We start from the raw sequence: 24,271 nt of genomic DNA on the forward strand, positions 1-24,271 counted from the left end.
TAGCCCTCAGCCCTCAGCCCTCAGCCCTGCTTTTGAAAAGCCCTCGGCCCTTGCTCCTGTACAATCCGCGCATGCACGAAATGACCGCGCTGACCAATCATTTCCTCATCGCGATGCCGAATATGCGCGATCCGAGTTTCGTGCGCAGTGTGGCTTTCATGTGCCAACACAACGAGGATGGCGCAATGGGCATCGTGATCAATCGCCTGTCCGAATACCGGCTCGGCGATGTGCTCGCGCAGATGGGCCTGAAATCCGACCTGGCCGAGGTCGAGGATGCGCCAGTGCTGATCGGCGGCCCGGTGCAACCCGAGCGCGGTTTCGTCCTGCACGCGCCGCACGGCACTTGGGAATCCTCGTACAAGATTTCCGAATCCATCTGCGTGACGACCTCGCGCGACGTGCTCGTGGCGATCGCCGAGGGCCACGGGCCGCAGCGCGCCCTGGTCGCGCTCGGCTACGCCGGCTGGGGCGCGGGTCAGATCGAAGCCGAACTCAAGGAGAACGGCTGGCTCACCGTGTCGGCGACCGAGCGAATTCTGTTCGATACGCCGCTCGAACAGCGCTGGGAAGCCGCGGCCGCCCTCGTCGGCGCAAGCCTTTCCAATCTTGCCGGGTATGCCGGGCATGCGTGACAAGGCTGGAACCGAGGACCGAGGGCGCGCGAAAGCAGGGCTGAGGGCTGAAGGCCAAGGGCCGAAGATCAAACACGTCGCAACAGGTAGCTCCCCGCTTTTCTACCCTCAGCCCTCAGCCCTCAGCCCTCAGCCCTCGCCGATCACCACCGTCATCGGCTTTGACTACGGTGCGCGCCGCATCGGCGTCGCTGTCGGCAACCGCATCAGCGGCAGCGCACGCGCACTCGAAGTGGTCGGCAACGGCGCGAACGGACCCGACTGGGCGCGCGTGCAGGCGCTGCTGCGCGAATGGCGACCGGATGCGCTTCTGGTCGGTCTGCCGCTGACCCTCGATGCAGGCGAACAGAGCAACAGCCGCGCGGCGCGCCTGTTCGCGGCGGAGTTGCACACGCGCCATCAACTACCCGTGGTCATGGTCGACGAACGCCTGAGCTCGCGCGAAGCGGCCACGCGCTTCGCCGAGCGGCGCGCCGGCGGTGTAGCGCGCCGCAAACATGCTGCGGCACTCGACGCCGTTGCCGCGGAAATCATCGTCGAACAGTGGCTGCGTGATCAGCCCGGCACGACTGCATCCGCATGAACACGTCCGCGCACGAACTGCAATTCGACGCACGCGGCCGCCTGCGTCATCTGATCACGCTGGCGGGCATCGAGCGCGGGCGCCTCGATGCGCTGCTCGACCGCGCCGAAGCAATGCGCCGCGACAGCCGCGAAGGCACGCGCCCGCTCGATCTGCTCGCCGGTCGCACCGCGATAAACCTTTTCTTTGAGCCCTCCACGCGCACGCGCACGTCGTTCGATCTCGCCGCGCAACGGCTCGGTGCGCAGGTGATCAATTTCGATATCGCCAGATCCTCCACGGTCAAGGGCGAGACCCTGCTCGACACGATCCACACGCTCGAAGCAATGCATTGCGATGCCTTCGTCGTGCGCCATCAGGAAGCCGGCACGCCGGCGTACATCGCACGTCATCTGCGTACGCGCGCCGCGGTGCTCAACGCTGGCGACGGCAATCATGCGCATCCGACGCAAGGTCTGCTCGATGCGCTGACCCTGCGCCGGCGATTCACGGACTTGTCCGCACTGCGCGTGGTCATCTGCGGCGATATCCAGCACTCGCGCGTCGCACGCTCCGACGTGCACGCACTGCAGACGCTCGGTGTGCGCGATCTGCGCCTGTGCGCGCCGCCGGGTTTGCTGCCCGACTCGGATTCGCCGGCAGCAACAGTCGAATTTCCACAATGCCGCGTTTTCCACAATTTCGACGAGGCGATCGAAGGTTGCAACGTTGCGATCATGCTGCGCCTGCAGAAGGAACGCATGGACGCGGCGGCGATCCCGTCCGCAGCCGACTATTTCGCGCGCTACGGCCTGTCGGCAACGCGCCTGGCACGCGCAAATGCGGATTGTGTCGTCATGCATCCGGGTCCGATCAACCGCAAGATGGAAATCGCCGACGATGTCGCCGACGGGCCGCGATCGCTGATCCTGGAACAGGTCGCCAACGGCGTCTATGTGCGCATGGCGGTGCTCGCCGAGTTGCTGCAAACCGCATAAACCGCGAGGGCGTCAAGGATGCACGCAAGTGACTTTACGCACGCGCCGCAGCGGGGCGCGCGGCAGACACTGAACGTGCGACTCACGCATAATCCCTGGCGACCTCGCGCCGCCTGGCGCGGCAGGGATCAAGGAGAAATCGTCATGCATCAGGCTCGTCGCTTCGCCACGCTCGCCCTCGCCGCCGCGGTACTCGCCGCTTGCGGCAAGTCGCAGAATGCGGGCAACGATCTGCCGCTCGCGTTCGCGCCCGCGGACACGCCATACGCGTACGCGAATCTCGAGCCCACGCCGAAGGAAGTGCTCGATCAATCCTCGAAACAGATGCAGGCGATCTGGCCTTTGGTCTTCGGCATGTACGACAACATGCTCAAGCATGCCGACAAACTCGATGGGCGCAAAGCGAAGATCGCCGCAGCCGTGCTCGATGAGTTGCGCACGCGCGACAGCATGGACAAGCTGCGCGAGGTTGGCTTCAAACCCGACGGCCACGTCGCGCTCTATGGCGTCGGTCTGATTCCGGTACTGCGCATGGAACTGGGCGATCCCGCCGCGCTCAAGGCCATGGTCGCGCGTATCGAAGCCAAGGTCGGCGATAAAATTCCTACCGGCAAGACCGGCGCTCAGGAGTACTGGCAGATCGGCGACGGCAATGTCAGCGCGATCTTCGCGATCGAGAATTCGCATTTTGTCGCCACGCTGTGGGCCAACGCAGCCAGCGATACGGTCAAGCAGGCACTGCTCGGCATCAGCCGGCCGGCGAAGAATCTGGCGGATGCCGGCACCTTGCAGGCGCTGGCCAAGCAGTACCGCTATTCCCCGTATGGCGAGGGCTACGTCGATGCGGTCGCGCTGGTGCAGCGCCTGTCGACGGCACCGACCGGCACCGATCTGGAAATCGCCAAGGCGATGAAACTGCCTGTCGATGGCGCGATCACCGACCCGGTGTGCAGGGGCGAGATCCTCGATATCGCGCGCAAGTTTCCACGCCTCGTGCTCGGTGTGGAAAGCGTGACGCCGACGCAGGTGAAAGTCGGTGCGCAGCTCGAAATCGAGCCGGTGCTCGCGCAGCAGCTCACGACTGCGCTGGCGCCCGCGCCGGGCACCGGCGTGGCTGGTCAGGGTCTGATGGATTTCAGCGTTTCCCTGCCCGTGCTCAAGCTAAAGGATTTCTGGATCAAGCAAGCCGAAGCAGTCGTGGCCAAACCTTTCGCCTGCGCCTCGCTGACCAAGCTCAACGATGGATTTCGCGACTCGAAGGCGAAGGTCGACGTCACCATTCCGCCGCCCTTCAGCGACCTCACCGGCCTGCGTTTCACGTTGACGAAAGTGGAGCCGCGCGGCACCGGCGCACCCAATGTCGCCGGCAAGCTGCTGGTGGCCACGAACAATCCGCTGGCCGCTCTCGGCATGGCACAGCTCGCGCTGCCGGCGCTCAAAGATCTGAAAATCGCCGCCGACGGCAAACCCGTCGCGCTGCCGCCCGGCATCGCGTCGGGACCGGTGCCGCCGCTGGCGATCGCGATGTCGGACAAGGCGATCGCGATCGCCGCCGGTGCGGGTGAAAGCGATGGGTTGAGCGACTTTCTCGCCGCCGCACCCGCGACCGCGCCGGTCTTCGTGCGCACCTATGTCACGGGTGCGATCTACGGCACGATGGCGCGTTACTTCGACGTACTCAAGGCGGCGATGCCCGTGGACAAGCGCGACAGCTTCGAGCAACAGAAGAAGCTGTTCGCGGTCTATGAAAAAACGCTGCGCAGCGTCGAATTCACTTTCGAAGCCAATGCCAACGGCATCGGCATGCACGAGGTGGTGGAGACGAATCCGCAGAACTGAACGGCCGCGGGCCCCGGATCAGGCGCGCGGTGCGATCTCAGCTCTCGACCAGTTCCACCCCGTCCAGCCCCTCCGACAGGGTATGCGCGTCGCCACCCTGGGCGAGCTTGATCTTCAACCGCACTTCGTTGGAGGAGTCGGCGTAACGCAGCGCATCCTCGTAGGAAATCTCGCCGGCCTGATACAGCTCGAACAGGCTCTGGTCGAAGGTCTTCATGCCGAGGTTGGTCGATTCCTTCATCACGTCCTTGATCTTGTGGATCTCGCCCTTGCGGATGTAATCCTGCACCAGGGGTGTGCCGAGCAGCACCTCGACCGCGACGCGGCGCGACTTGCCGTCCGGCCGCGGAATCAGCTGCTGGGCGATGACCGCCTTGAGATTCATCGACAGATCCATGAACAACTGCGGATGGCGCTCCTGCGGGAAGAAATGCAGGATGCGTTCGATCGCCTGATTGGCGTTGTTCGCATGCAGCGTGCACAGGCAGAGGTGGCCGGTCTCGGCGAATTTGACCGCATAGTCCATCGTCTCGCGCGTGCGCACTTCGCCGATCAGGATCACATCCGGCGCTTGGCGCAGCGTATTCTTCAATGCGTTTTCCCAGGAGTCGGTATCGATGCCGAGTTCGCGCTGGGTGATGATGCAGCCGGCGTGCTGATGCGTATATTCGATCGGATCCTCGACGGTGACGATATGTCCGGTCGAGTTCTGATTGCGGTAACCGATCATCGAAGCGAGCGAGGTCGACTTGCCCGTGCCGGTCGCGCCGACAAACATGATGATGCCGCGCTGGGTCATCGACAGGGTCTTGATGATCAGCGGCAGGTTCAGTTCCTCGATCGTCGGGATCTTCGCCTCGATCCGGCGCAGCACCATGCCGACATTGCCACGCTGGTAGAAGCAACTCACGCGGAAGCGGCCGACGCCAACCTGCGCGATCGCGAACTGGCACTCGTGGGTTTTCTCGAACTCCTCGCGCTGCGCCGGCGTCATCACGTTGAGCACCATGTCGCGCGACTGCTGTGCCGTGAGCGGCGTCTGCGTCACCGGGGAGATGCGTCCGTTCACCTTGATCGACGGCGGCAATCCCGCAGTGATGAACAGGTCGGACGCCTTCTTGTGCGCGACCAGTTTGAGATAGGAACTGAAATCGAACTCGGCCATGACTTACCTCCGGCGCGAAGCCGCAATGTCCATGTTCATGTTAGCACCGGAAGCCGGGCGCATCTGTCTGCGTTGCCACACTGGCCGGCGTCCGTCCGGGCTATCTATTTGAAGGTTTCCTTGTTCTTGGCATACACGCTTGCCTGCTGGCGGGTGACCTGACCGCGCTTCACCAGGTCCTGCAGGCACTGATCCAGAGTCTGCATGCCGAACTGGCTGCCGGTCTGGATCGACGAATACATCTGCGCGACCTTGTCTTCGCGGATCAGATTGCGGATCGCCGGGATGCCGACCATGATTTCGTGCGCCGCGATGCGTCCGCCGCCGACTTTTTTCAGCAGCGATTGCGAAATCACCGCGCGCAGGCTCTCGGACAGCATCGAACGCACCATCGCCTTTTCGCCTGCGGGAAACACGTCGATCACGCGGTCGATCGTCTTCGCCGCCGACGACGTGTGCAGGGTGGCGAATACCAGATGCCCGGTTTCCGCGGCCGTGAGCGCAAGCCGGATCGTTTCCAGATCGCGCATTTCTCCGACCAGGATGTAGTCGGGATCTTCGCGCAGCGCAGAACGCAAGGCCTCGCTGAAGCCGTGCGTGTCGCGATGCACTTCGCGCTGGTTGATCAGGCATCGCTGCGCGGTATGCACGAATTCGATCGGATCCTCGATCGTCAGGATGTGGCCGTATTCGTTCTTGTTGACATGGTCGACCATCGCCGAGAGCGTGGTCGACTTGCCCGAACCGGTCGGCCCGGTGACCAGAATCAGGCCCTGCGGCTGGTCGATCAGTTCCTTGAAAATGCGCGGTGCGCCGAGATCCTCGAGCGACTGGATGTCCGAGGGAATCGTGCGGAAAGCCGCGCCGGCGCCGCGGTTCTGGTTGAAGGCGTTGACGCGGAAGCGCGCCAGACCCGGAATCTCGAACGAGAAGTCGGTTTCGAGGAATTCCTCGAAATCGCGCCGCTGTTTGTCCGACATGATGTCGTAAACCAGCGCGTGCACCTGTTTGTGCTCGAGCGCCGGGATGTTGATGCGGCGTACGTCGCCATCGACGCGGATCATCGGCGGCAGCCCGGCCGAAAGGTGCAGGTCCGAGGCCTTGTTCTTGACCGAAAACGCCAGCAGTTCAGCGATATCCATGCGCTACCTCCCCTTGGGTGAAGACAGGACGATGGTGGAGTGCGGCACCGGCCGCGATAATCCTTCCCCAGACGCCAAGGAGTATAGCGCGAGCGCTTCGCCGCAATGCAAACTATCCGTATGGAATCTTTCGACAATTATCGGCGTTTGTGTGATCGCGTCGACGCTGCGGCGCAACGCGCGGGCCATGCAGTGCGCCTGCTGGCGGTCAGCAAGATGCAGCCTGCCGCCGCGGTGCGCGCGGTCGCCGCGCTGGGTCAGTCGGTGTTCGGCGAAAACTACGTGCAGGAGGGGCTGAAAAAACAGCGTGAACTCGCCGACCTGAGCCTGGAATGGCACGCGATCGGGCCGCTGCAATCGAACAAATGCCGCGAGATCGCCGCTCATTTCGACTGGCTGCAGAGTCTGGACCGCGCCAAATTGATCGAACCGCTGAACCGTGCCCGCGCGGACGCCGCCAGGCCCCTGCAGGTATTGATCCAGGTCAATATCGACGATGAGGCCAGCAAATCCGGCTGTGCGCCCGGCCATATCGACGCCTTGGTCGCGCAAATCTCGGCCGCGCCGCATCTGGCCCTGCGCGGGCTGATGGCGATTCCCGCACCGGGCGATCCGGACCGGCTGCGCGCCGCGTTTGCGCGCATGCACGAGCTTTACCTCAAGCTGCGCCACGAGCGGCCTGAGGTCGACACCCTGTCGATGGGCATGTCCGCGGACTTCGAGGTGGCCATCGCCGAAGGCGCGACCCTGGTGCGCGTCGGCTCGGCTCTGTTCGGTGCGCGCGGCTGATATACTCGCGTTTGCGTCAACCAAAGGGGTGGTGGACGCCCGGCGCCTTCGTACCTGTTGCAGGCCAGGCTGCCCGGCGCCGATTTCACTATGAGTAACCCTTCTCGTTTGCGACCACGCGGCGCCAGCGCCTTGAATGGATTGCGCGGCGTAGCGGCGATTGCACTGCTTTTTGCGCCCTTCAGCGCACGCTCCGCGGGTTTGGCCAGCTCAGCCGAATACATAGTCGGTTTCGTGCGCTACGTGCACTGGGATCATGAAGAAGATGTGGTTGCCTGGCAGGTCTGCGTTGGCGACGGCGTTGCGCCCCAAACCGACCGCGCTTACGCCGGCCAGATGGTGCGCGGCAAGCGCTTCGCCGTTCGTCGCGTCACCCTCAACGATGACGTCTCAACCTGCCACGTGCTCGATCTCAGCGGCGCCGACGCGGCCAGCGAGGCCGCCCTGTTGCGCAAGGCGAACCGATTGCCAATCCTGACCGTCGGCCACGGCTCGAACTTCTGCAGTCTGGGCGGGGTCCTGTGTCTGCGGCTCGGTGACCCCGAGCAGAAATTCGAGATCAACTTGAGTGCGGTGAAAGAGTCGGGCTTGAATGTCAGCGCGCGCCTGCTGATGCTTGGATCGAACCGCTTCGGCGCGACGGAGGGGCCGTGAGCGCGCAGCAACCGAGCGTCGACCGGGCGACCACTTCCGCCACCCATATCGGACGCGCGCTGCTGCTCGTTTCCACGCTGTCGATCGTGATGGTCTCGGTGGGCGCGTTCTTCGTCAGCTATCACTTTCTGCACGAACAGATGCAGCAGCATTTGCGCACGCTGGTCGCGTTCACGGCGAACGAGAGTGTTGCTGCGCTGGACTTTCGCGATGCGCAAGTCGCCACCGAGATTCTGCGCGCGATTCCCGAATCCGAAGGCGTCACCCTGGCCGAGATGCGCGACGCCTCCGGCAGTCTGCTTGCGCAGATGCGCGCCCCACGCGACGACTTCAGCGCGCGCCTGTCGTCGCGCCTGGGCAGCGACCGGCTGTCGCAAGACGTCTTCGCCGACGGCAGACGTCTGGGCAGTGTGACGATCGAGGGCGGCAACGGCCCGTTGCTGCGCGCGCTGGCCGGCCTGCTCGGCTGGTGCATCCTCGTGATGCTCGCGGTCGCACTGATCTCGTTCTCGATCGCGCGCCGTCACACGCGCCGCATCACGCAGCCGATTCTCGAGCTGCGCAGCATCGTGCAGCGCCTGATCCAGCATCGCGACTTCAGCCAGCGCGCACCGCCGTCGAACCTGACCGAGGTCGAGGAGCTGCGCAAAGAATTCAATACCCTGCTCGATGAAATCCGCCTGCGCGATCACCTGCTGACGCGCACCAACGCCGCGCTGGAACGGGTCGCCTATGTCGATACGCTGACCGGCCTGCCCAACCGCGCGATGTTCGAGCAATCCTTGGCGCGCATCGTCGAAACTTGCGCCCAGGCGCGCGCGCGCGCGGCGCTGTTCTATCTCGACATCGACGCATTCAAAACGGTCAACGACACCTTCGGTCATACCGCCGGCGACGCCCTGCTCGGCGAAATCGGTCTGCGCCTGCGCGACTGGCAGGCCGGCGAATCGGTGGCGGCGCGCATCGGCGGCGACGAATTCGTCGTGCTGGTGTCGCCATTGCACTCCGAACAGGACGCCGCCAGACTCGGCGCCGAATTACAGAAACTCCTCGACGCACCCGTGCGCATGAATGGGCAAATGCTGCATCCGGGCATCAGCGTGGGCTATGCGATCTACCCGGACATGACCGGTGAGATCGAAGAGCTGATCAAACTCGCCGACCAGTCGATGTACCGCGCCAAGGATCAACGTTATCTGCAAAACCAGATCACGCGTTGGGGTGTAGCTGCGCACAAAGCGGAAAAGGCTCAGACAGCAGCTGGCACATCCAGCGCACCGGCTTCGGGTTAGACTATTCGGCGGTGGCGAAGGCCGCACGCGGAAGCGGCGCAGTTGCTTGCCGAAACTACAACTGACGCCAATCCTAATGAGAGCTGGACCATGACCGGACCGGGGACCGCAAACATCGACGAACAGCCGCGCATCTGCTTTATCGGCGGCGGCAATATGGCGCGCAGCCTGATCGGTGGCCTGGTGCACGCCGGCGTGGCCGTGGCACGGATTGACGTGGCCGAGCCGAATGCGGACCTGCGCACCGCGCTGGCGCACGACTTCGGCGTCGGCGTGCATGTACGCGGTGCGGACGCCGCGCGCGATGCGGACGCGGTCGTGCTCGCGATCAAGCCGCAGGTGATGAAGGCCGTGTGCGCGGAGCTGCGCGACGTCGCGCAGCGGCGCAAACCGGTGATCGTCTCGATTGCCGCAGGCATGCGCCTGGATCAGATCGACGCATGGCTGGGCGGCGGCATGACCATCGTGCGCTGCATGCCGAATACGCCCGCACTGATCGGCGCCGGCGCCAGCGGCCTGTGCGCGAATGCGCGTACGGACGCTGCGCAGCGGAAAATGGCGCAAAGTATACTCGACGCCGCGGGCGTGAGCGTGTGGATCGACGACGAAGCGCTGATGGACACGGTTACCGCATTGTCGGGTTCGGGTCCCGCATATTTTTTTGTATTGGTCGAGGCGCTCGAAGACGCCGCGGTCGCGCAAGGGCTGCCGCGCGCTGCCGCGCGCACGCTGGCCACGCAAACCTGTCTCGGCGCCGGGCGCATGTTGTGCGAGGACGGCGCGGCACCCGGGGTGCTGCGCGAGCGCGTCACTTCGCCGAATGGCACCACGCAGGCCGCGCTGGAAAGCTTCGCCGCGAACCGATTGCGCGAGGTCGTCGCCGCTGCGGTCGCGGCGGCGACGAAGCGCGGCGTCGAACTGTCGGCGCAGCTCGATTGACGAACCCACAGGTAAATCAACCATGAGTTATTTCGTCAACGCCGGCGTTTTTCTGATCCAGACACTGTTCGAATTCTTCATCGGCCTGTTTCTGGTGCGCGCGCTGCTGATCGCGGTCAACGCTTCGTTCTACGATCCGATCTGCCAGTTTGTATACAAGCTCACCAATCCGCTGATCACGCCGCTGCGCAGCTATGTGCCGCGCTGGCGCAAGGTCGAGATTGCGTCGCTGCTGGTCGCCGTCCTGCTCGCGCTGATCGAACTCGCTCTACTTGCGGGCCTGTTCGGCGCGAACTTCAGCCTGTCCGGCTGGCTGCTTGGCGCGCTCGTGGATGTGCTCAACCTCGCGCTGTGGATCATGCTGTGGGCGATCCTGATCCGTTGCGTGCTGAGTTTCGTCGTCAGCGAGCACTACAATCCGACCGCGCAGCTGCTCACCCAGATCACCGAACCGGTCGTGTACCCGTTCCGCCGCCTGCTGCCCGCGCTCGGCGGCCTGGATTTCTCCTGCTGGTTCGCCTCGCTCGCGCTGATTCTTGCGCGCCTGCTGATCCTGGCGCCATTGAGCGATATGGTCGCGCAACTGAATTGATCAGCGCCTGGCGTCTTGACCTGCCCAGCTCTGGATAAGGCGCTGCAGCGCATCCAGCCCATCGAACAGGGCCGCAGGCCCGGGCTGCAAAATGATCGGCGACTTGATCTCGTGCAGCTGCCCGTCGCGTACCGCCGGAGTCGCCTCCCAGCCGGCGCGCGCGGTGACTTTGTCCGCACGAAAACGCTTGCCGCACCACGAGCCGATGATGATATCCGGCGCGCGCCGGATCACCTCGGCCGGATCGGCAATGATGCGATCGCGCGCAAGCGATTTCTGCGCGAGTTCGGGAAAGATATCGTCGCCTCCGGCGATACGTACCAACTCCGCCACCCAGCGGATGCCCGAGATCATTGGCGCGTCCCATTCCTCGAAATACACGCGAGGGCGCCGCGCGAGACGTGACGCATCATTTTCCACTTGTATAATATGCGCCTCCGCCTCGCGCGCGAGCGCCTCGGCTTTGTCCGGCGCACCGACCAGCGCCCCAAGGCGGCGGATGTAGTCGAGGATGCCGGCCACGGAGCGGTGATTGCTGATCCAGACCTCGACGCCGGCCGCAATGAGTTCGCGCGCGATCTCGGCCTGGATGTCGGAAAAGCCGATCACCAGATCCGGTTCGAGGCGCAGGATCTCGCCGATCTTCGCGCTGGTGAACGCGGAAACTTTCGGTTTCTCGCGGCGCGCGCGCGCCGGCCGCACGGTGAAGCCGGAGATGCCGACGATGCGATCCTGTTCGCCGATCGCATAGAGGACTTCGGTCGGTTCCTCGGTCAGACAGACGATACGGCGCGGACCCCGGACCAGGCCGCGTCGGCTCGGCGCTACGTTGGGCCGTGCCGACGGACTCACGGTTGCAACAATCGTTTGCCCCACGCGCCGCCGACGCGCTCGTAGCGCAGGCGTTCGTGCAGGCGCGCACGCTGGCCGAACCACAGCTCGATCATGTCCGGCCGCAAGCGATAGCCGCCCCAATGCGGCGGGCGCGGCACGTCGCCCCCGGCAAAGCGCTGCTCGAATTCGGCGATGCGCGCTTCGAGGTCGGTGCGGTTGCGCAACGTCTGCGATTGGCGCGAGGCCCATGCACCGATCTGGCTGTCGCGCTGGCGCGAGGCAAAATATGTGTCGGATTCCGCTGCGGCAATCTTTTCCACCGCGCCTTCCACGCGCACCTGGACGACGTCGTGCAGCATTTTCCACAAAATACACAATGCTGCATTCGCATGCGCGGTGAGTTGCTCAGCCTTGGCACTCTCGTAGTTGGTATAGAACACGAAGCCGCGTTCGTCGACCGCCTTGAGCAACACGATGCGCGCGGATATCCGCCCGTCGGCAGCGGCCGTGGCCAAGGTCATCGCCGTCGGTTCGGGCTCGCCGGACGCGCGCGCTTCACTCAGCAATTCGCGGAAACGCGCGAGCGCTTCGCGATAGACGGGATCGGTATAAGATGCCTTCGATTCGTTGTCGGAAGTGGCGGATGTCATGGCGCGCGATGCTAACACGGCGAACGGATATCCCGGCGCGATCGTAGCCCGTATCGGCGCGGCATTGCTGCAGCAATTGCACGCGCAACGCCGACCCTGGCTGGTGGGTTTGTCCGGCCTGCAAGGCAGCGGCAAGAGCACGCTGGCCGCGCAACTTTCCGCCGCACTCACGCAGCAGGGGATCGCAACACTGGCGATGTCGCTCGACGACTTCTATTTCGGCCGGCGCGAACGTCGACGCCTTGCGCGCACCGTGCATCCCTTGCTGGTCACACGCGGCGTGCCGGGCACGCATGATCTCATGCTTCTGAATCGAACCATCGACGATCTGCAGCGCGCCTCAAGGCAGCGCCCGGCTCTGGTTCCGCGCTTCGACAAAGGGCGCGATACGCGCATGCCGCCGGCGCGTTGGCGACGCATCGCGCAAGCACCGCGCCTGATCCTGCTCGAAGGCTGGTGCGTCGGTGTGCCCGCGCAGACGCCCGCGCAACTGCAGCGGCCGTGCAATGCGCTCGAACGCGATGAGGACCGCAACGGAATCTGGCGCCGTTACGTCAACGCCCAGCTTGCCGCCGACTACGCCGAACTATGGCGGCGCCTGGATGCGCTGGTGCTGCTGCAAGCGCCGCGCATCGACGTCGTGTGGCGCTGGCGCGACGAGCAGGAGCAAGCCCTGCGCCGCGCCCACGCACCACAGGCGATGACGCCGGCCGTATTGCGCCGCTTCATCATGCACTACGAACGCATCAGCCGGCAGGCGTTGCGCGAATTGCCGATGCGTGCCGACATTCGGCTGCTGCTGGATGGCAACCGCCGCGCGCGCATCGCGCCCGCGGCGGCGAATCGGAGCGCGGTTACTCGAGCTCGAAATTGACGCGCATGTTGACGCGCCACTCGGTAACCTTGCCGGAACCGTCGGTCAGCACCTTGATGTCGTTGACCCACGCGCCACGAATCTGCTTGACGCTTTTCGACGCACGCTTCAAACCATCCCGCACCGCTTCTTCGATGCCCTTGCTCGAGGATGAACTGATTTCGATGACTTTTGCTACGCTCATGACGGTTCCTCCATTGTTGTTGTGCGCTCGCGCGGCAAAGTCTGCCGGCTTGCACAGCCAGTGTAGCTCAGGCGTTTGCGCAGGACTTATGCGCTTGCAGCAACGGCCGGCCGCGCCGGCTCGCGCGGCAACCAGCGCAACCAGATCAGCCAGAACACCAGCGCGTCAAGAATGATCAGCGCCTGCCACAGGTACAGGTGGAACCATTCGAACCAGACCTGGTTCCAGAGCAAAAGATAGTACAGGCTGATGAGGCGCACGAGGTTCAGCGCCTGGATTGCAACGAAACCGACGACCATCCCGGCCAGCTTGTATTTCCACGGCGACGGAAACGCGAGCACGGCCGAGATCAGGATCAACACCGCTTCGACGCCATTGCAACCGGCCACGATCATGATGCCCGGCCCGTTGAGGCCCTGCCGAATGACATTGTCCTGCGCAATGACGTTGTGATCGAAGATCTGCATGATCCACACCGCAACGTGCGCAAGCGCCCCGGTGAACGGCAGGATGACGTGGTTCTGCACCGGCTGCAGCAACTCCAGCGTGAACAACGCGATCAAGCTGCCAAGAAAGATGAGAACGAATCGGAGCATCGGCTAGGGCTGAGGGCTGAGGGCTGAGGGCATTATCCCGGAATACTGTGGCTTTTGCAGGCCGCAGCAAATCGAAGCTGGCGTAAATCCAAATCGCGTCTGCTCAGCCCTCAGCCCTTAGCCCTCAGCCCTGCTCTGTTACCATTTACGTCATGAACCCCGCTGCGAATCTGTTCATGATCGGCCCGATGGGCGCCGGCAAAACCACGGTCGGGCGCCGCATTGCAGATGCGCTCGGCCTCGGATTTTTCGACCTGGATCACGAGATCGAAATGCGCAGTGGAGTCACGGTCGCCCTGATTTTCGAACTCGAAGGCGAAGCGGGTTTCCGCAAGCGCGAAAGCGAACTCCTCGACGAATTCACCGCGCAGCGCGACATCGTGCTGGCAACCGGCGGCGGCGCGGTGCTCGCGGCGGAAAATCGCCGGCACCTGTGCGAGCGCGGCTTTGTCGTCTATCTGGAAACCACAGTCGAACAGCAAATGAAACGGCTCGCGCACGATCGCAAGCGGCCGTTGCTTGCCGCTCCCGACCGGCGCGAACGCCTGCTCCAACTCGCGGCCGAGCGCGAACCGCTGTATCGCGAAACCGCCGATCTGGTCGTCGAATCCGCGCACGGCAACAGCAGTGGCGCGGCAGCGCGTCGGCTGCTTGACGAACTTGCCCGCCATTGGCAGCGCGCAGCGGTCGCGGCTTCGACTTCCGGGCAGGCCGCATGAGCAGCGCCGTGCAAACGATCGCCGTCGAACTCGGCGCGCGCAGCTACCCGATCACGATCGGCAGCGGCCTGCTCGACGATGGCGCGCCATTGCGCGACGCGATTGTGGGCCGCCACGTGCTGATCGTGACCAACGAAGTCGTCGCCCCGCTTTATCTGCAGCGCCTGCGTAGCGCCCTGGCGCGTGGCGACAACAAACTCCACATTTCCATTTTGATACTCGCCGACGGCGAGGCGCACAAGACGCTCGACTCCGCCGCGCGCGTGTTCGCCGCGCTGGCCGAGGCGAAGGCGAATCGCGATGCGACGATCGTCGCGCTTGGCGGCGGCGTGATCGGCGACCTCGCCGGCTTCGCCGCTGCGTGCTGGATGCGCGGTATCGCCTTCGTGCAGGTGCCCACGACCCTGCTGGCGATGGTCGACTCCTCGGTCGGTGGCAAGACCGCGGTCGATCTGCCGCAAGGCAAGAACCTCGTCGGCGCATTCCACCAACCGCGCGCGGTGATCATCGATACCGGCACGCTGGCGACGCTGCCCGCACGCGAGCTGCGCGCGGGTTTCGCCGAAGTGATCAAGTACGGAGCGCTTGGGGATGCCGCGTTTTTCGCCTGGCTCGAACAGCACGCCAGCGCGTTGCTCGCGCGCGAGGCACAAGCAGTAACCACGGCGATCGCGCACTGCTGCGAACAGAAAGCCGGCATCGTTGCGCGCGATGAAACCGAGCGCGGCGAACGCGCCCTGCTCAACCTCGGCCACACCTTCGGCCACGCGCTCGAAACCGCGAGCGGCTATGGCAGCTTGCTGCACGGCGAAGCGATCGCGATCGGCATGGTATGCGCAGCGCGGCTGTCGGCGAATCTCGGCCGCGCGCCGGCGGTCGATACGCAACGCCTGAGCGCACTGCTCGAACGCTTCGGCCTGCCGACCACGCCCCCAGCCGGCCTTGATGCCGATGACGTGATCGGCCTGATGCAGCTCGACAAGAAAAATCTCAGCGGTCGCCTGCGCCTGATCCTGTGGCGCGGGATCGGACAGGCAGAGATGGCTGCGGATGTGGATATCGATGCCATTCGTGCGGTGTTGACTGGGAGCGGGGCTGAGGGCTGACAGAGGAAGATCGAAGGCCGGGCCACGCGCCTTTCAGCCCTTGGCCCTCAGCCCTCAGCCCTTCCTTCCGGCTACAATTACGGCATGCGCGTCTTCCTGCAAACCAAGCCGGCCTCCAGCGATGCACCGCGCTACTACCAGATCGCGCTGCAGCAGGATCTGCTCGGTGGCTGGACCTTGACGCGCGAATGGGGCCAGCAGGGCGGCCGTGTGAGCCTGAAGCGCGAGATTTATCTCGAACGCGACGATGCGCTTGCCGCTTTCGAGCATGCGCGCGATGCGCAGCTCAAGCGCGGTTTCAAACTGATGTTCAGCCAGGGCGCGGACTCGCCCTATTCCTAAGACCGATGGCGGCCGTCTGGCCCCTGCCGACGGCGATTCGAGTATACAAATGCAGAACGAACGTTTTTTGCGCGCCCTCAGGCGTGAGCCTGTCGATTGCACGCCGGTGTGGATCATGCGCCAGGCAGGGCGCTATCTGCCCGAGTACCGCGCCACGCGTGCACGCGCCGGCAGTTTCGTGAAGCTGTGCAAGACGCCCGAGCTCGCCTGCGAAGTCACCCTGCAGCCGATCGCGCGTTTCCCGCTCGACGCGGCGATCCTGTTCTCGGATATCCTGACCATTCCCGACGCGATGGGACTGAGCCTGTCGGTCGATGAAGGCGTCGGCCCGCGCCTCGCACACCCGCTGCGCGCACGCGCCGACATCGACAAGCTCGGCGTGCCGGATGCGGAAACCGATTTGCGCTACGTCATGGACGCGGTACGCCTGATCCGCCGCGAACTCAATGGCCGCGTGCCGCTGATCGGCTTCGCCGGCAGTCCTTGGACGCTGGCCTGCTACATGATCGAAGGCGAGGGTTCGGCCAGCTTCGCGCGGCCCAAGGCGCTGGCCTGGGACGATCCAGCGACGATGCACCGCCTGCTCGACGTTGTCGCACGCGCGGTCGCCGCCTATCTCGCCGCACAAGCTGCCGCCGGTGCGCAGGCGCTGATGATCTTCGATACCTGGGGCGGACTGCTCGCGCCGGAAATGTTCCGCGAATTCAGCCTGCGCTATCTGGCGCAAATCGCGCAAATTCTGAAAAGCAACCATGTCGCTCGCGATGTGCCGCTGATTTTATTCAGCAAGGGCGCGAATTCGCATCTCGAAGCGCTCGCCGACACTGGCTGTGCCGCGCTCGGTCTCGACTGGACCATCGCACTCGGCGATGCGCGAACGCGCGTCGGCGATCGCGTTGCCCTGCAGGGCAATCTCGATCCGTCCGTACTCCACGCCACTCCCGACGCGATCCGCGGCGAAGTCGGCAAGGCACTCGCCAGCTTCGGTGCGCATCCGGGTCATGTCTTCAATCTCGGCCACGGCATCACGCCAGAAGTGAATCCCGAGCATCTCGGCGTGTTGATCGATGCGGTGCATGCGCTAAGCACACGCACTTAGCAGCGATCACTGCGCGAGTACGCGCTGAAGACTGGTACGCAGCATCGCAACCGAGCTGGGTTTGCGTAAAAACGCGTCCATGCCGGCGGCGAGGCAGAGTGCTTCCTCATCGCCGACCGAACGTGCGGAGATGCCAATCAGCGGTAGGCGCGGCCGCTGCTGCGTCGCCGCACGCGCGCGTATCGTGCGCGCGAGCGCGAGGCCGTCGAGTCCGGGCAGATCGAGATCGAGCAAGGCTGCATCGAAGACTTCGATCTCGATTTCGGCGAGCGCCGCCAGACCTTGCGCCACATGGCGCATGCGATGGCCAAGCGCTTCGAGCTGGCCGCAGATGACGGCGGCGACGGTCGCATCGTCCTCGACCAACAGGATGCGTAATGCATCGCCGCCCGGCGAACTTTGTATATTTGTTGCATTCTCCACTCCCTTTAGGGGCTCTGTCGGCGACAGTGGCAGGACGACGCGGAACGTGCTGCCCACGCCCGCTGCGCTGTCGACGTCGATCTCGCCGCCCATGCGCGCGACCAGTTCGCGGCAGATCGCCAGGCCGAGGCCGCTGCCGCCGTAGCGCTGTTGCGCACCTTGCGCCTGCTCGAAGCGCTGGAACAGACGCGCCCGTGTCGCTTCGGCGATACCCGGGCCGGTATCGCGAACGCTGAACTGCACTGCCCCGTTGGGCGTACGCGCAAGCTCGATGCCGACCTCACCGCGCTCGGTGAACTTGATCGCGTTGTTCACGAGGTTGAGAAAAATCTGCTTGATGCGTACGGCGTCGCCGCGCACCCAGCGCGACGCGTCGGGCGCAATCGTGCGGGTAAACGCAAGCCCCTTGTGCGTGGCGAGCGTCTGCGCAAGCGCGGCGATGTCGCCGACGAGAGCGTGCAGATCGAGCGGCGCATCTTCGAGTTCGAGCTTGCCCGCCTCGATGCGCGCCAGATCGAGCGAGTCGTTGACCAGACGCAGCATCATGTTGCCGGAACTGGCGATCGCTTCGGCGTAGCCACGTTGTCGCGCATCGAGCGGGGTGCGCAGCAGCAGCTCGGTCATGCCGAGTACGCCGGTCATCGGCGTACGGATTTCGTGGCCCATCGTGGCGAGAAAGCTGGTCTTCGCCTCACTCGCCTGCTCGGCAAAGCCGCGTCGCTGCTCGGCCAGCGCAAACGCGTGCCGGCGCTCGACGCGCAGGCGATATGCGCGCAGCGCGAACCGGACAGCGCCGAGTACGATCAGCGTATACAGCGCATAGGCCCAGCGCGTCGCCCACGGCGGCGCTGGCAATTCAATCGATAGCGCATTCGCTTTACCCCATACGCCATCGGCCGTCGCGGCACGAAGCGACAATTTGTGGACGCCGGGTGGCAGTTGCGGAAACTCGCGGTCGCCGCGTGCGCCGCTGTCGATCCAGTCCGCATCGACTCCGCCTAACCGCCACTGGTAGTGATTCGCAGCCGGATTGACGAAGGCCAGCGCACGCGCCGAGATACGCAAATCGCGATCGTTCCAACGCAACACCAGTTTGCGGGTTGATGCATCCAAAGTGACGTCGCCGCCTTCGCGCCGCACCGAAACAGAGTCGATCTTGACGCGCGGCGCCCAGGCACCTACCTGTATCTGCTCCGGCACGAAGCCGACTATACCGGCGGGGGTACCTCCGAAAATGCTGCCGTCGCCGCGACCGATCAGCGCGAAACGATTGAATTCCGAACTCGCCAGGCCATCGTGTGCGTCGTAGAGATGGATCGCGCGCGTTGCGGGATCCACGCGCCAGAGCCCGCGCGCACTACTCACCCAAAGCACGCCATGGGTGTCGATGCGCAATCCACCCGCGCTCAAGGCCGGCCAACCTTTTGCTGAATCGATGCGCTCAATCAGCGTAAGCCGGGCGCCATAGCGATAGTGTTCCAGAGCGCCGATTGTGTGTAGCCAGAGCGTGCCATCCGCAGCAAATGCAAATTCAAGTACCCGCTGGGCAGGCGCTCCGGCAATAACGATGAAATGTTTCGTCGCGGCGTCGAACCGCTCCAGTCCCCCGGCCCCGGCGACGACCAACATCCCGGACAAATCAAATCCGATCTGGTTGATATCCTGGCTGCGTAACCCGGCGGTTTCATCGTCGTAGCGCTCGATCTTGAATGTCGCCGGATCGATGCGATGCACGCCAGCCCCGTTGACCACGGCCCACACGTCGCCTGCATGATCTTGAGCCAGAAGACTGACCATACCGCGCGCGAGCGCATTGGTGCGTTTGCCATCGACCGGCATATCGTGGAATTTTCCACTTTGCAAATCGTATACCCGCAAGCCGCGACCGTGCCCGACCCATAGCTGGCTATCGCGGTCCGGTAAAATCGACGATAGCGCTTTGTCCGGTATGTCTAAACGTTGCGCATACCGCTCTACCTTGCCAGTCCTCGGATCGAGCCGGTCGATTCCCCCGTCCGTGTTCACCGACCAGATACCCCCCTGTGCGTCGGCGGCGAGGCCTTGAACGTGATTACTCGACAGGCTTTGTGCGTCGGACGGATCGGCGCGGAACGTGGCGAAGTCGCGCCAGCGCGGCGGCAGCATCGCGACGCCTCCATCGAGTGTGGTGAACCACAAGCTGCCCTCGGCGTCGCGCAACGCATCGTAGATTGCCGTACTGTGCAGGCTGCCGGGTAGATAGGCATTTTCGATATAGCCGTGCAGACGCCCATTTGCCTCGCGTCGGTCGATGCCGGTTCGGGTACCGATCCACAGTTCACCTGTGGCATCGCGGGCAAGACTCAAGCTGACCTTGTCGGTCATTGCCGTGTCCGCGATCAGAACTGCCTTGAACTCGGCATCGATGTGCGCCAGGCCTTGGCGCGTCGTGACCAGCACTCCTCCGTCATCGGCCGGAACGAAGGCGGTCGCGTTGATGCGCGTGTTGTCGGGCAAGGCCGAAAAGTCGACGTGGCGAATATGCCCCTGAGCGTCGCGTACGTCCGCTCCCACCAAGCTGCCAATCCATAGACGCCCTTGATCGTCGCTGTACAAAGTGAGTATCGTGTCCGAGACGATACTGTCGGGATCATCCTTGCGATGGCGTATATGGCTGAAGCCCACACCGTCGGCGTTCAAGCGATCGACTCCGCCGGCATAGCTGCCGACCCAGATCGTGCCATCGGGCGTTTGCGTGATCGCAAACACATCGTCTCCGCCAAGTCCGGACGCGTCGGTATCGCCGTGTCGATAGTGCACGAAGCCCTTGCGCTGCTCATCGAGCATATTCAACCCGGCATTTTCGCCACCGCACCAGATACGATTGTCGCGATCAACAAACAATGCCCAGACATCGTTGCCGTACAGCGAGTGCGGATCGGCCGGATCGTGGCGAAACACACGAAAACCGACGCCGTCGTAGCGCGCCAAGCCATCGGCGGTGCCGATCCAGAGATAGCCATCGCGATCCTGCGCCAGTTTGCGCGTCGCGCTCGAAGGCAGCCCATCGGCTACGCCGAGGCTGCGAAAAAATGGATTTGTATAGAATGCCGCAACCTGCGCGCGCGGCGTATCCAGCGCAGTTTGCGCATCCGCTGCGGGCGCAGCGAAGATCCCTGCGGCGACAAAAAAAATGCCACTCCACATTGCGACGCCCCCTCCCCTTCCACAATGATGCCAGAAAACTGTTGCCGCGGAACCGGGCGAGGGGCGACGCGCACCTATCGGGGTGCGTTTTTCGGGTAGCCACACTCTACAATTCGATCTTCGTATCAATACGCCCGACGCATGCCAAACGCAAAACGCCCGTTACGCCTGATTGCGCTCGCCGCCCTCGCGCTCGCGCTCGCGGCACTGCTGTGGGCACTGTTCGGCGCCTTGCGCAGCGCCGTAGCGCTGTGGCAGGAACTGCGCAGCCTGCCTGCATGGGCGCAATACGTGGCCGCGGCCTTGCTGTTGCTGGCGGTAGCGACGGTCGCGTGGTTCGCCTGGCGCTGGTTGCACCCACGCCGGCGCGCGCCCAAACCAGTCGCGGTGCCGCGGCGCGGCGATGTCGATGCGCGTCTGGACGCACTCGCGCAGCAACGCGTCGATGCGGCAGAGCTGCAGGCCGAACTCGTGGAACTCGACCGTCGCGCGCGCAGCGCCGAACTTTACATTGCGGTATTCGGCGAAATCAGCGCGGGCAAGTCGAGCCTGATCCGTGCGCTCGATCCCGCTGTCGCACCAGTATCGGATGTGCTCGGCGGCACGACACGCGCGGTGGCGCATTACCAGGCGCATCTCGTGAACGGTCGCGAGTTGACGCTTGCCGATGTGCCGGGCACGCACGAAGTGGCGGGCGCCGTGCGCGAGCAGATCGCGCGCGACGAGGCGCTGCGCGCGCATATCGTGCTCTATGTCTGCGCGGGTGATCTCACGCGCGATCAGGACGCGGAATTGCGCTGGCTGCGCGGCTTCGGCAAGCCGCTCGTGCTGGTTCTGAACAAGGCCGACCAGTTCCGCGATGGCGAACGCGATGCGTTGCAGGCCGCGCTGCGCGAACGCTATCGCGCGCAAACCGACGCGCAGATCGTGGTCAGCACCGGCGGCATGGAAAGCGTGGAGCGCCGGTTCGCCGACGGCCGCAGCGAGCGCGTCAGTCGCGAACGCGCGCCGGATATCCAGGCCTTGATCGTCCTGCTCGATCGTTACGCCGCGAACGGCGCTGCCGCTTTCGAGCCGGCGCGCGAAGCTGCGGTGCTCACTTCGGTCGGCGCGCGCGCCGACGTACTCGCCGCCGAAATGCGCGGTCGCGAAGCGAATGCGATTGTGGATAAATATACCCGGCGTGCGGTGATCGGCGCGCTCGCCGCGGTGATGCCGGGCAGCGATCTGGTGATCCAGGCCGTACTCGCCACCGGCCTGATCCGCGAACTATCGAAACTCTACGACGTGCCCGTGCGCGACATCGATATCGACGCATTCCTGGCGCAGGTCAAACTTACCTTGCGCACCAGCGCTTCGCTGGTGCTGGCAATCGCCGGCAACGCCGCCAAGGCGTTTCCCGGACTGGGCACGCTGACCGGCGGCGCGATGCACGCGATTGCCTATGGCCTCATTTTCGACAGCCTCGGCCATGCGGTCGCGACCACGCTGCGCGACTTGCGCACGCTCGACAAGGACGCGGCGAACAGCGCGCTGGCGAAACTGCTGGCGGACACCAGCGCCGAACGCCTGCGCCGCATCGCTCAATTCGCGTTGCGCGGTGAGCCGGATGAATAGTCAGGAAATAGGCGACAGAGCGTTCCATTCCCAGCGCTTGTCCTCGCCCTGCCGGTTCGCGCATAGTCGTGTCATGGGCATTCTTCGCGGCCATCGATATCTTGCAGTCATGTTGCTGCTCGCTGCGTCGTTCACGGCGTCTGCGACCACGCAAGACTTTCGCTTCGACACTGTGCATACGCAGATCTTGTTTTGCGCAAGCCATTTGAAGTTCTCGAACCCTTGCGGCCAACTGCATGTGAAGAGTGGATTCATCCGTTTCGACGACAACGACTGGAGCACGGCAAAAGTCGCTGTGCTGATCGACATGGCGTCGGTCGACATGGGCGACGCAAGCTGGAGCGACAAGTTGCGCTCGCACGAATTCCTAGCCAGTGAACGCTATCCGACGGCGCATTTCGTTTCGTCCAGCGCGGCCAAAATCGACGCCCACAACGGCATTGTGCATGGCGTGCTGACCTTGCTCGGAGTCAGCCGTGCGGTCGATCTGCAGGTGACCTTCAACCGCGCCGCCGTGGACCCCTATACATTCAAGTACACAGCCGGGTTTTCCGCCAGAGCGAGCTTCAAGCGCAGCGATTTCGGCATGAGCAGATATCTTCAGAGCGTCGGCGACGACGTGGACGTCCGCATCGAAGTCGAAGGCTTGCGCGATCGCGATGCGCTGGACCAGGCTGGCAGCATCGACGCCCAGCCTGCTGCTGCGAACAAGACCGAACCGGCGGAACACTGACATGCAGCTGAAGGGCGACCCACAGCGCTGGGGCAGTCTGGCGAAATTCTTTCACTGGACGATCGTGTTGCTGATCATCGTGCAGGGCACCGTCGGTCTGATCATGGTCGAGCTGCCGAAGAAGCCGAACATCATCCCCGTGTATACCTTTCACAAATCCGTCGGCCTGACGATACTTGCGCTGGCCGTGCTGCGCCTGAGCTGGCGCCTGTTCGATCGACGCCCGACGGAACCGGCGGGCATAACTCGCGTTCAGGCCGTCGCAGCTCGCGCGGGACACGCGCTGCTTTACCTGCTGCTGTTTCTCGTCCCGCTGTCGGGTTGGTGGTTCGACTCGGTGAGTTCGCTGCGGCCGCTGTACTGGTTCGGCCTTGTGCATGTCCCGCCGCTCGGCGGCCCGGACCCATCGATTCCCGGGCTGAAGGAAATGGCGCGCGACCGGCACGAGTGGCTGTTCTGGATACTCGTCGCCGTGGCTGCCGGCCACGCGGCAATGGCCCTGGTACATCAATTCATCAACCGCGACGGTACGCTTGCACGCATGCTGCCGCAACGACGCGGGCTTGCTTCCGCGGCCACAGTTGCCATATCCACTGCAGGTTCCGCAATTTCGGAGAACGTCGATGCTGCACATGTTGAAGAAGTCGTTCCAAGTCCGCCCGCAACTGGCGCTGGCACTCCTGGCGCTGGTCGCAACGAGCGCGAGCGCGCGTGACTGGCAGGTCGATGCCGCAAAAAGCACGCTGACATTCAAGGGCTCGTATCAGGGCGAGAGTTTCGACGGCAAGTTCAAGAAATTCGACGCCGCCATCAGCTACGACGAAGCGGATCTGGCCAAGGCGAAATTCGATGTCAAGGTCGACGTCGCCAGCATCGACACCGCCAGCGACGAGCGCGACGATTCGCTCAAGGGCGACGAGTTCTTCGATCCGAAAAAATTTCCGCAGGCGCACTTTGTCACGACCGCGTTTGCCAAGGGCGCGGACGGCGCTGTCGGCGCCCAAGGCACGCTGACGATTCGCGATCAGTCCAAACCGGTCACCCTGAAAGTCAAATTCGCCGCGAACGGCGACAAGGCCACGCTTGATGTCGACACCACGCTCAAGCGTCTGGATTTCGGCCTCGGCGTCAGCAAGGACTGGGTCGATGTCGGCGCCGACGTGCCGGTGCACGGGCATCTGGTTCTGACTGGCAAATAGAGTGCAAGATCATTGGCCGCAAAGAGCGCCAAGAGCGCAAGGTGAAAGCTCTGCCTTTGCGTCTTTTGCGCTCTTTGCGGCCAATCCGCTCTTGATCTTCCG

Annotated in this window: 24 protein-coding genes and 1 pseudogene; 18 read left to right on the forward strand and 7 right to left on the reverse strand. The window is 64.0% G+C overall.

The annotated features are described in order from the left end of the window. Nucleotides 1–71: 71 nt before the first annotated feature. From VIE67_RS07885 to VIE67_RS07900, 4 genes are all read left to right on the forward strand, one after another. Nucleotides 72–635 (forward strand): YqgE/AlgH family protein, encoded by a 564-nt coding sequence (locus tag VIE67_RS07885; protein WP_414707314.1) that lies wholly within the window; start codon nucleotides 72–74, stop codon nucleotides 633–635. 142 nt (nucleotides 636–777) lie between these two features. Then, nucleotides 778–1,218, forward strand: a complete 441-nt coding sequence (ruvX, locus tag VIE67_RS07890) for a Holliday junction resolvase RuvX (protein ID WP_332025032.1) — start codon at nucleotides 778–780, stop codon at nucleotides 1,216–1,218. Continuing rightward, on the forward strand, nucleotides 1,215–2,195 hold the full coding sequence (locus tag VIE67_RS07895; RefSeq protein ID WP_332024973.1) for an aspartate carbamoyltransferase catalytic subunit: 981 nt from the start codon (nucleotides 1,215–1,217) through the stop codon (nucleotides 2,193–2,195). Before ruvX ends, VIE67_RS07895 begins: the two co-directional genes overlap by 4 nt. 144 nt (nucleotides 2,196–2,339) lie before the next feature. Then, the gene (locus VIE67_RS07900; RefSeq protein WP_332024975.1) at nucleotides 2,340–4,034 is read left to right on the forward strand and encodes a hypothetical protein; all 1,695 of its coding nucleotides are present in this window, start codon (nucleotides 2,340–2,342) and stop codon (nucleotides 4,032–4,034) included. A 37-nt stretch (nucleotides 4,035–4,071) separates the two neighbouring features. Here VIE67_RS07900 and VIE67_RS07905 read toward each other — a convergent pair whose 3' ends face one another. Both VIE67_RS07905 and VIE67_RS07910 read right to left on the reverse strand, forming a co-directional pair. Continuing rightward, a complete protein-coding gene (locus tag VIE67_RS07905) occupies nucleotides 4,072–5,199 on the reverse strand; it encodes a PilT/PilU family type 4a pilus ATPase (RefSeq protein WP_332024977.1) in 1,128 nt (375 codons plus the stop codon). Nucleotides 5,200–5,303: 104 nt separating this feature from the next. Continuing rightward, nucleotides 5,304–6,341, reverse strand: a complete 1,038-nt coding sequence (locus VIE67_RS07910) for a type IV pilus twitching motility protein PilT (protein ID WP_332024979.1) — start codon at nucleotides 6,339–6,341, stop codon at nucleotides 5,304–5,306. Nucleotides 6,342–6,461: 120 nt separating this feature from the next. Here VIE67_RS07910 and VIE67_RS07915 point away from each other — a divergent pair, with 120 nt between their 5' ends. The 5 genes from VIE67_RS07915 (at nucleotide 6,462) to VIE67_RS07935 (ending at nucleotide 10,607) form a co-directional block, all read left to right on the forward strand. Then, a complete protein-coding gene (locus VIE67_RS07915; protein ID WP_332024981.1) occupies nucleotides 6,462–7,130 on the forward strand; it encodes a YggS family pyridoxal phosphate-dependent enzyme in 669 nt (222 codons plus the stop codon). A gap of 90 nt (nucleotides 7,131–7,220) precedes the next feature. Continuing rightward, on the forward strand, nucleotides 7,221–7,784 hold the full coding sequence (locus VIE67_RS07920) for a YfiR family protein (RefSeq protein ID WP_332025034.1): 564 nt from the start codon (nucleotides 7,221–7,223) through the stop codon (nucleotides 7,782–7,784). Continuing rightward, nucleotides 7,781–9,076 (forward strand): diguanylate cyclase domain-containing protein, encoded by a 1,296-nt coding sequence (locus VIE67_RS07925; RefSeq protein WP_332024983.1) that lies wholly within the window; start codon nucleotides 7,781–7,783, stop codon nucleotides 9,074–9,076. The genes VIE67_RS07920 and VIE67_RS07925 overlap by 4 nt, the downstream gene beginning before the upstream one ends. Nucleotides 9,077–9,166: 90 nt before the next feature. Beyond that, nucleotides 9,167–10,015 carry a pyrroline-5-carboxylate reductase gene (gene proC, locus VIE67_RS07930; RefSeq protein WP_332024985.1) on the forward strand — a complete coding sequence of 283 codons (849 nt, stop codon included), beginning with the start codon at nucleotides 9,167–9,169 and terminating at the stop codon, nucleotides 10,013–10,015. Nucleotides 10,016–10,037: 22 nt separating this feature from the next. After that, entirely contained in the window at nucleotides 10,038–10,607 is a 570-nt protein-coding gene (locus tag VIE67_RS07935; protein ID WP_332024987.1) for a YggT family protein, read from the forward strand. On the opposite strand, the gene VIE67_RS07940 is transcribed toward VIE67_RS07935, so the two are convergent. After that, nucleotides 10,608–11,459, reverse strand: coding sequence for an ABC transporter substrate-binding protein (locus VIE67_RS07940; RefSeq protein WP_332024989.1), 852 nt, complete (start codon nucleotides 11,457–11,459; stop codon nucleotides 10,608–10,610). After that, nucleotides 11,456–12,091: a pyridoxamine 5'-phosphate oxidase gene (pdxH, locus tag VIE67_RS07945; protein ID WP_332024991.1), complete on the reverse strand. Its 636-nt coding sequence runs from the start codon at nucleotides 12,089–12,091 to the stop codon at nucleotides 11,456–11,458. The genes VIE67_RS07940 and pdxH overlap by 4 nt, the downstream gene beginning before the upstream one ends. On the opposite strand from pdxH, the gene VIE67_RS07950 reads away from it, so the two are divergent. Continuing rightward, nucleotides 12,090–12,965: a kinase gene (locus tag VIE67_RS07950; RefSeq protein ID WP_332024993.1), complete on the forward strand. Its 876-nt coding sequence runs from the start codon at nucleotides 12,090–12,092 to the stop codon at nucleotides 12,963–12,965. The two genes, pdxH and VIE67_RS07950, sit on opposite strands and share 2 nt — an antisense overlap. On the opposite strand, the gene VIE67_RS07955 is transcribed toward VIE67_RS07950, so the two are convergent. Together VIE67_RS07955 and xrtH are read right to left on the reverse strand one after the other, a co-directional pair. Further along, nucleotides 12,946–13,149, reverse strand: coding sequence for a dodecin family protein (locus tag VIE67_RS07955; RefSeq protein ID WP_332024994.1), 204 nt, complete (start codon nucleotides 13,147–13,149; stop codon nucleotides 12,946–12,948). The two genes, VIE67_RS07950 and VIE67_RS07955, sit on opposite strands and share 20 nt — an antisense overlap. Nucleotides 13,150–13,235: 86 nt before the next feature. Further along, a complete protein-coding gene (gene xrtH / locus VIE67_RS07960; protein ID WP_332024995.1) occupies nucleotides 13,236–13,745 on the reverse strand; it encodes an exosortase H in 510 nt (169 codons plus the stop codon). Nucleotides 13,746–13,897: 152 nt separating this feature from the next. Here xrtH and aroK point away from each other — a divergent pair, with 152 nt between their 5' ends. From aroK to hemE, 4 genes are all read left to right on the forward strand, one after another. Beyond that, complete coding sequence (gene aroK, locus VIE67_RS07965; protein ID WP_332024997.1) at nucleotides 13,898–14,464, forward strand: shikimate kinase AroK; 567 nt, start codon at nucleotides 13,898–13,900, stop codon at nucleotides 14,462–14,464. After that, entirely contained in the window at nucleotides 14,461–15,570 is a 1,110-nt protein-coding gene (aroB, locus tag VIE67_RS07970) for a 3-dehydroquinate synthase (RefSeq protein WP_332024999.1), read from the forward strand. Before aroK ends, aroB begins: the two co-directional genes overlap by 4 nt. 84 nt (nucleotides 15,571–15,654) lie before the next feature. Continuing rightward, entirely contained in the window at nucleotides 15,655–15,912 is a 258-nt protein-coding gene (locus VIE67_RS07975) for a WGR domain-containing protein (protein WP_332025001.1), read from the forward strand. Between the two features lie 49 nt (nucleotides 15,913–15,961). Beyond that, nucleotides 15,962–17,011 carry a uroporphyrinogen decarboxylase gene (hemE, locus tag VIE67_RS07980; RefSeq protein WP_332025003.1) on the forward strand — a complete coding sequence of 350 codons (1,050 nt, stop codon included), beginning with the start codon at nucleotides 15,962–15,964 and terminating at the stop codon, nucleotides 17,009–17,011. Between the two features lie 6 nt (nucleotides 17,012–17,017). On the opposite strand, the gene VIE67_RS07985 is transcribed toward hemE, so the two are convergent. Beyond that, a complete protein-coding gene (locus VIE67_RS07985; protein ID WP_332025005.1) occupies nucleotides 17,018–20,620 on the reverse strand; it encodes a hybrid sensor histidine kinase/response regulator in 3,603 nt (1,200 codons plus the stop codon). Nucleotides 20,621–20,761: 141 nt separating this feature from the next. Between VIE67_RS07985 and VIE67_RS07990 the strand changes: the two genes are divergently transcribed. The 4 genes and pseudogenes from VIE67_RS07990 to VIE67_RS08005 all read left to right on the forward strand — a co-directional run bounded on the left by VIE67_RS07990 (nucleotide 20,762) and on the right by VIE67_RS08005 (nucleotide 24,169). Next, nucleotides 20,762–22,237, forward strand: coding sequence for a GTPase (locus VIE67_RS07990; RefSeq protein ID WP_332025007.1), 1,476 nt, complete (start codon nucleotides 20,762–20,764; stop codon nucleotides 22,235–22,237). A 73-nt stretch (nucleotides 22,238–22,310) separates the two neighbouring features. After that, nucleotides 22,311–22,970: a YceI family protein gene (locus VIE67_RS07995; RefSeq protein WP_332025009.1), complete on the forward strand. Its 660-nt coding sequence runs from the start codon at nucleotides 22,311–22,313 to the stop codon at nucleotides 22,968–22,970. Nucleotide 22,971: 1 nt separating this feature from the next. Beyond that, a pseudogene (locus tag VIE67_RS08000) lies at nucleotides 22,972–23,523 on the forward strand (cytochrome b); the annotation flags it as partial. Between the two features lie 70 nt (nucleotides 23,524–23,593). Continuing rightward, the gene (locus VIE67_RS08005) at nucleotides 23,594–24,169 is read left to right on the forward strand and encodes a YceI family protein (RefSeq protein ID WP_332025011.1); all 576 of its coding nucleotides are present in this window, start codon (nucleotides 23,594–23,596) and stop codon (nucleotides 24,167–24,169) included. Nucleotides 24,170–24,271 lie beyond the last annotated feature (102 nt).

The sequence above is a fragment of the Rudaea sp. genome (genome assembly GCF_036560865.1).
GTDB lineage: Bacteria > Pseudomonadota > Gammaproteobacteria > Xanthomonadales > Rhodanobacteraceae > Rudaea.

Excerpts from the sequence above, each read along its gene's own strand:
- VIE67_RS07885 (WP_414707314.1), top strand. The coding sequence starts at position 72 with ATGCACGAAATGACCGCGCTGACCAATCATTTCCTCATCGCGATGCCG.
- VIE67_RS07895 (WP_332024973.1), top strand. The coding sequence starts at position 1,215 with ATGAACACGTCCGCGCACGAACTGCAATTCGACGCACGCGGCCGCCTG.
- VIE67_RS07900 (WP_332024975.1), top strand. The coding sequence starts at position 2,340 with ATGCATCAGGCTCGTCGCTTCGCCACGCTCGCCCTCGCCGCCGCGGTA.
- VIE67_RS07905 (WP_332024977.1), bottom strand. The coding sequence starts at position 5,199 with ATGGCCGAGTTCGATTTCAGTTCCTATCTCAAACTGGTCGCGCACAAG.
- VIE67_RS07910 (WP_332024979.1), bottom strand. The coding sequence starts at position 6,341 with ATGGATATCGCTGAACTGCTGGCGTTTTCGGTCAAGAACAAGGCCTCG.
- VIE67_RS07915 (WP_332024981.1), top strand. The coding sequence starts at position 6,462 with ATGGAATCTTTCGACAATTATCGGCGTTTGTGTGATCGCGTCGACGCT.
- VIE67_RS07920 (WP_332025034.1), top strand. The coding sequence starts at position 7,221 with ATGAGTAACCCTTCTCGTTTGCGACCACGCGGCGCCAGCGCCTTGAAT.
- proC (WP_332024985.1), top strand. The coding sequence starts at position 9,167 with ATGACCGGACCGGGGACCGCAAACATCGACGAACAGCCGCGCATCTGC.
- VIE67_RS07935 (WP_332024987.1), top strand. The coding sequence starts at position 10,038 with ATGAGTTATTTCGTCAACGCCGGCGTTTTTCTGATCCAGACACTGTTC.
- VIE67_RS07950 (WP_332024993.1), top strand. The coding sequence starts at position 12,090 with ATGGCGCGCGATGCTAACACGGCGAACGGATATCCCGGCGCGATCGTA.
- pdxH (WP_332024991.1), bottom strand. The coding sequence starts at position 12,091 with ATGACATCCGCCACTTCCGACAACGAATCGAAGGCATCTTATACCGAT.
- VIE67_RS07955 (WP_332024994.1), bottom strand. The coding sequence starts at position 13,149 with ATGAGCGTAGCAAAAGTCATCGAAATCAGTTCATCCTCGAGCAAGGGC.
- xrtH (WP_332024995.1), bottom strand. The coding sequence starts at position 13,745 with ATGCTCCGATTCGTTCTCATCTTTCTTGGCAGCTTGATCGCGTTGTTC.
- aroK (WP_332024997.1), top strand. The coding sequence starts at position 13,898 with ATGAACCCCGCTGCGAATCTGTTCATGATCGGCCCGATGGGCGCCGGC.
- aroB (WP_332024999.1), top strand. The coding sequence starts at position 14,461 with ATGAGCAGCGCCGTGCAAACGATCGCCGTCGAACTCGGCGCGCGCAGC.
- VIE67_RS07975 (WP_332025001.1), top strand. The coding sequence starts at position 15,655 with ATGCGCGTCTTCCTGCAAACCAAGCCGGCCTCCAGCGATGCACCGCGC.
- hemE (WP_332025003.1), top strand. The coding sequence starts at position 15,962 with ATGCAGAACGAACGTTTTTTGCGCGCCCTCAGGCGTGAGCCTGTCGAT.
- VIE67_RS07985 (WP_332025005.1), bottom strand. The coding sequence starts at position 20,620 with ATGTGGAGTGGCATTTTTTTTGTCGCCGCAGGGATCTTCGCTGCGCCC.
- VIE67_RS07990 (WP_332025007.1), top strand. The coding sequence starts at position 20,762 with ATGCCAAACGCAAAACGCCCGTTACGCCTGATTGCGCTCGCCGCCCTC.
- VIE67_RS07995 (WP_332025009.1), top strand. The coding sequence starts at position 22,311 with ATGGGCATTCTTCGCGGCCATCGATATCTTGCAGTCATGTTGCTGCTC.
- VIE67_RS08005 (WP_332025011.1), top strand. The coding sequence starts at position 23,594 with ATGCTGCACATGTTGAAGAAGTCGTTCCAAGTCCGCCCGCAACTGGCG.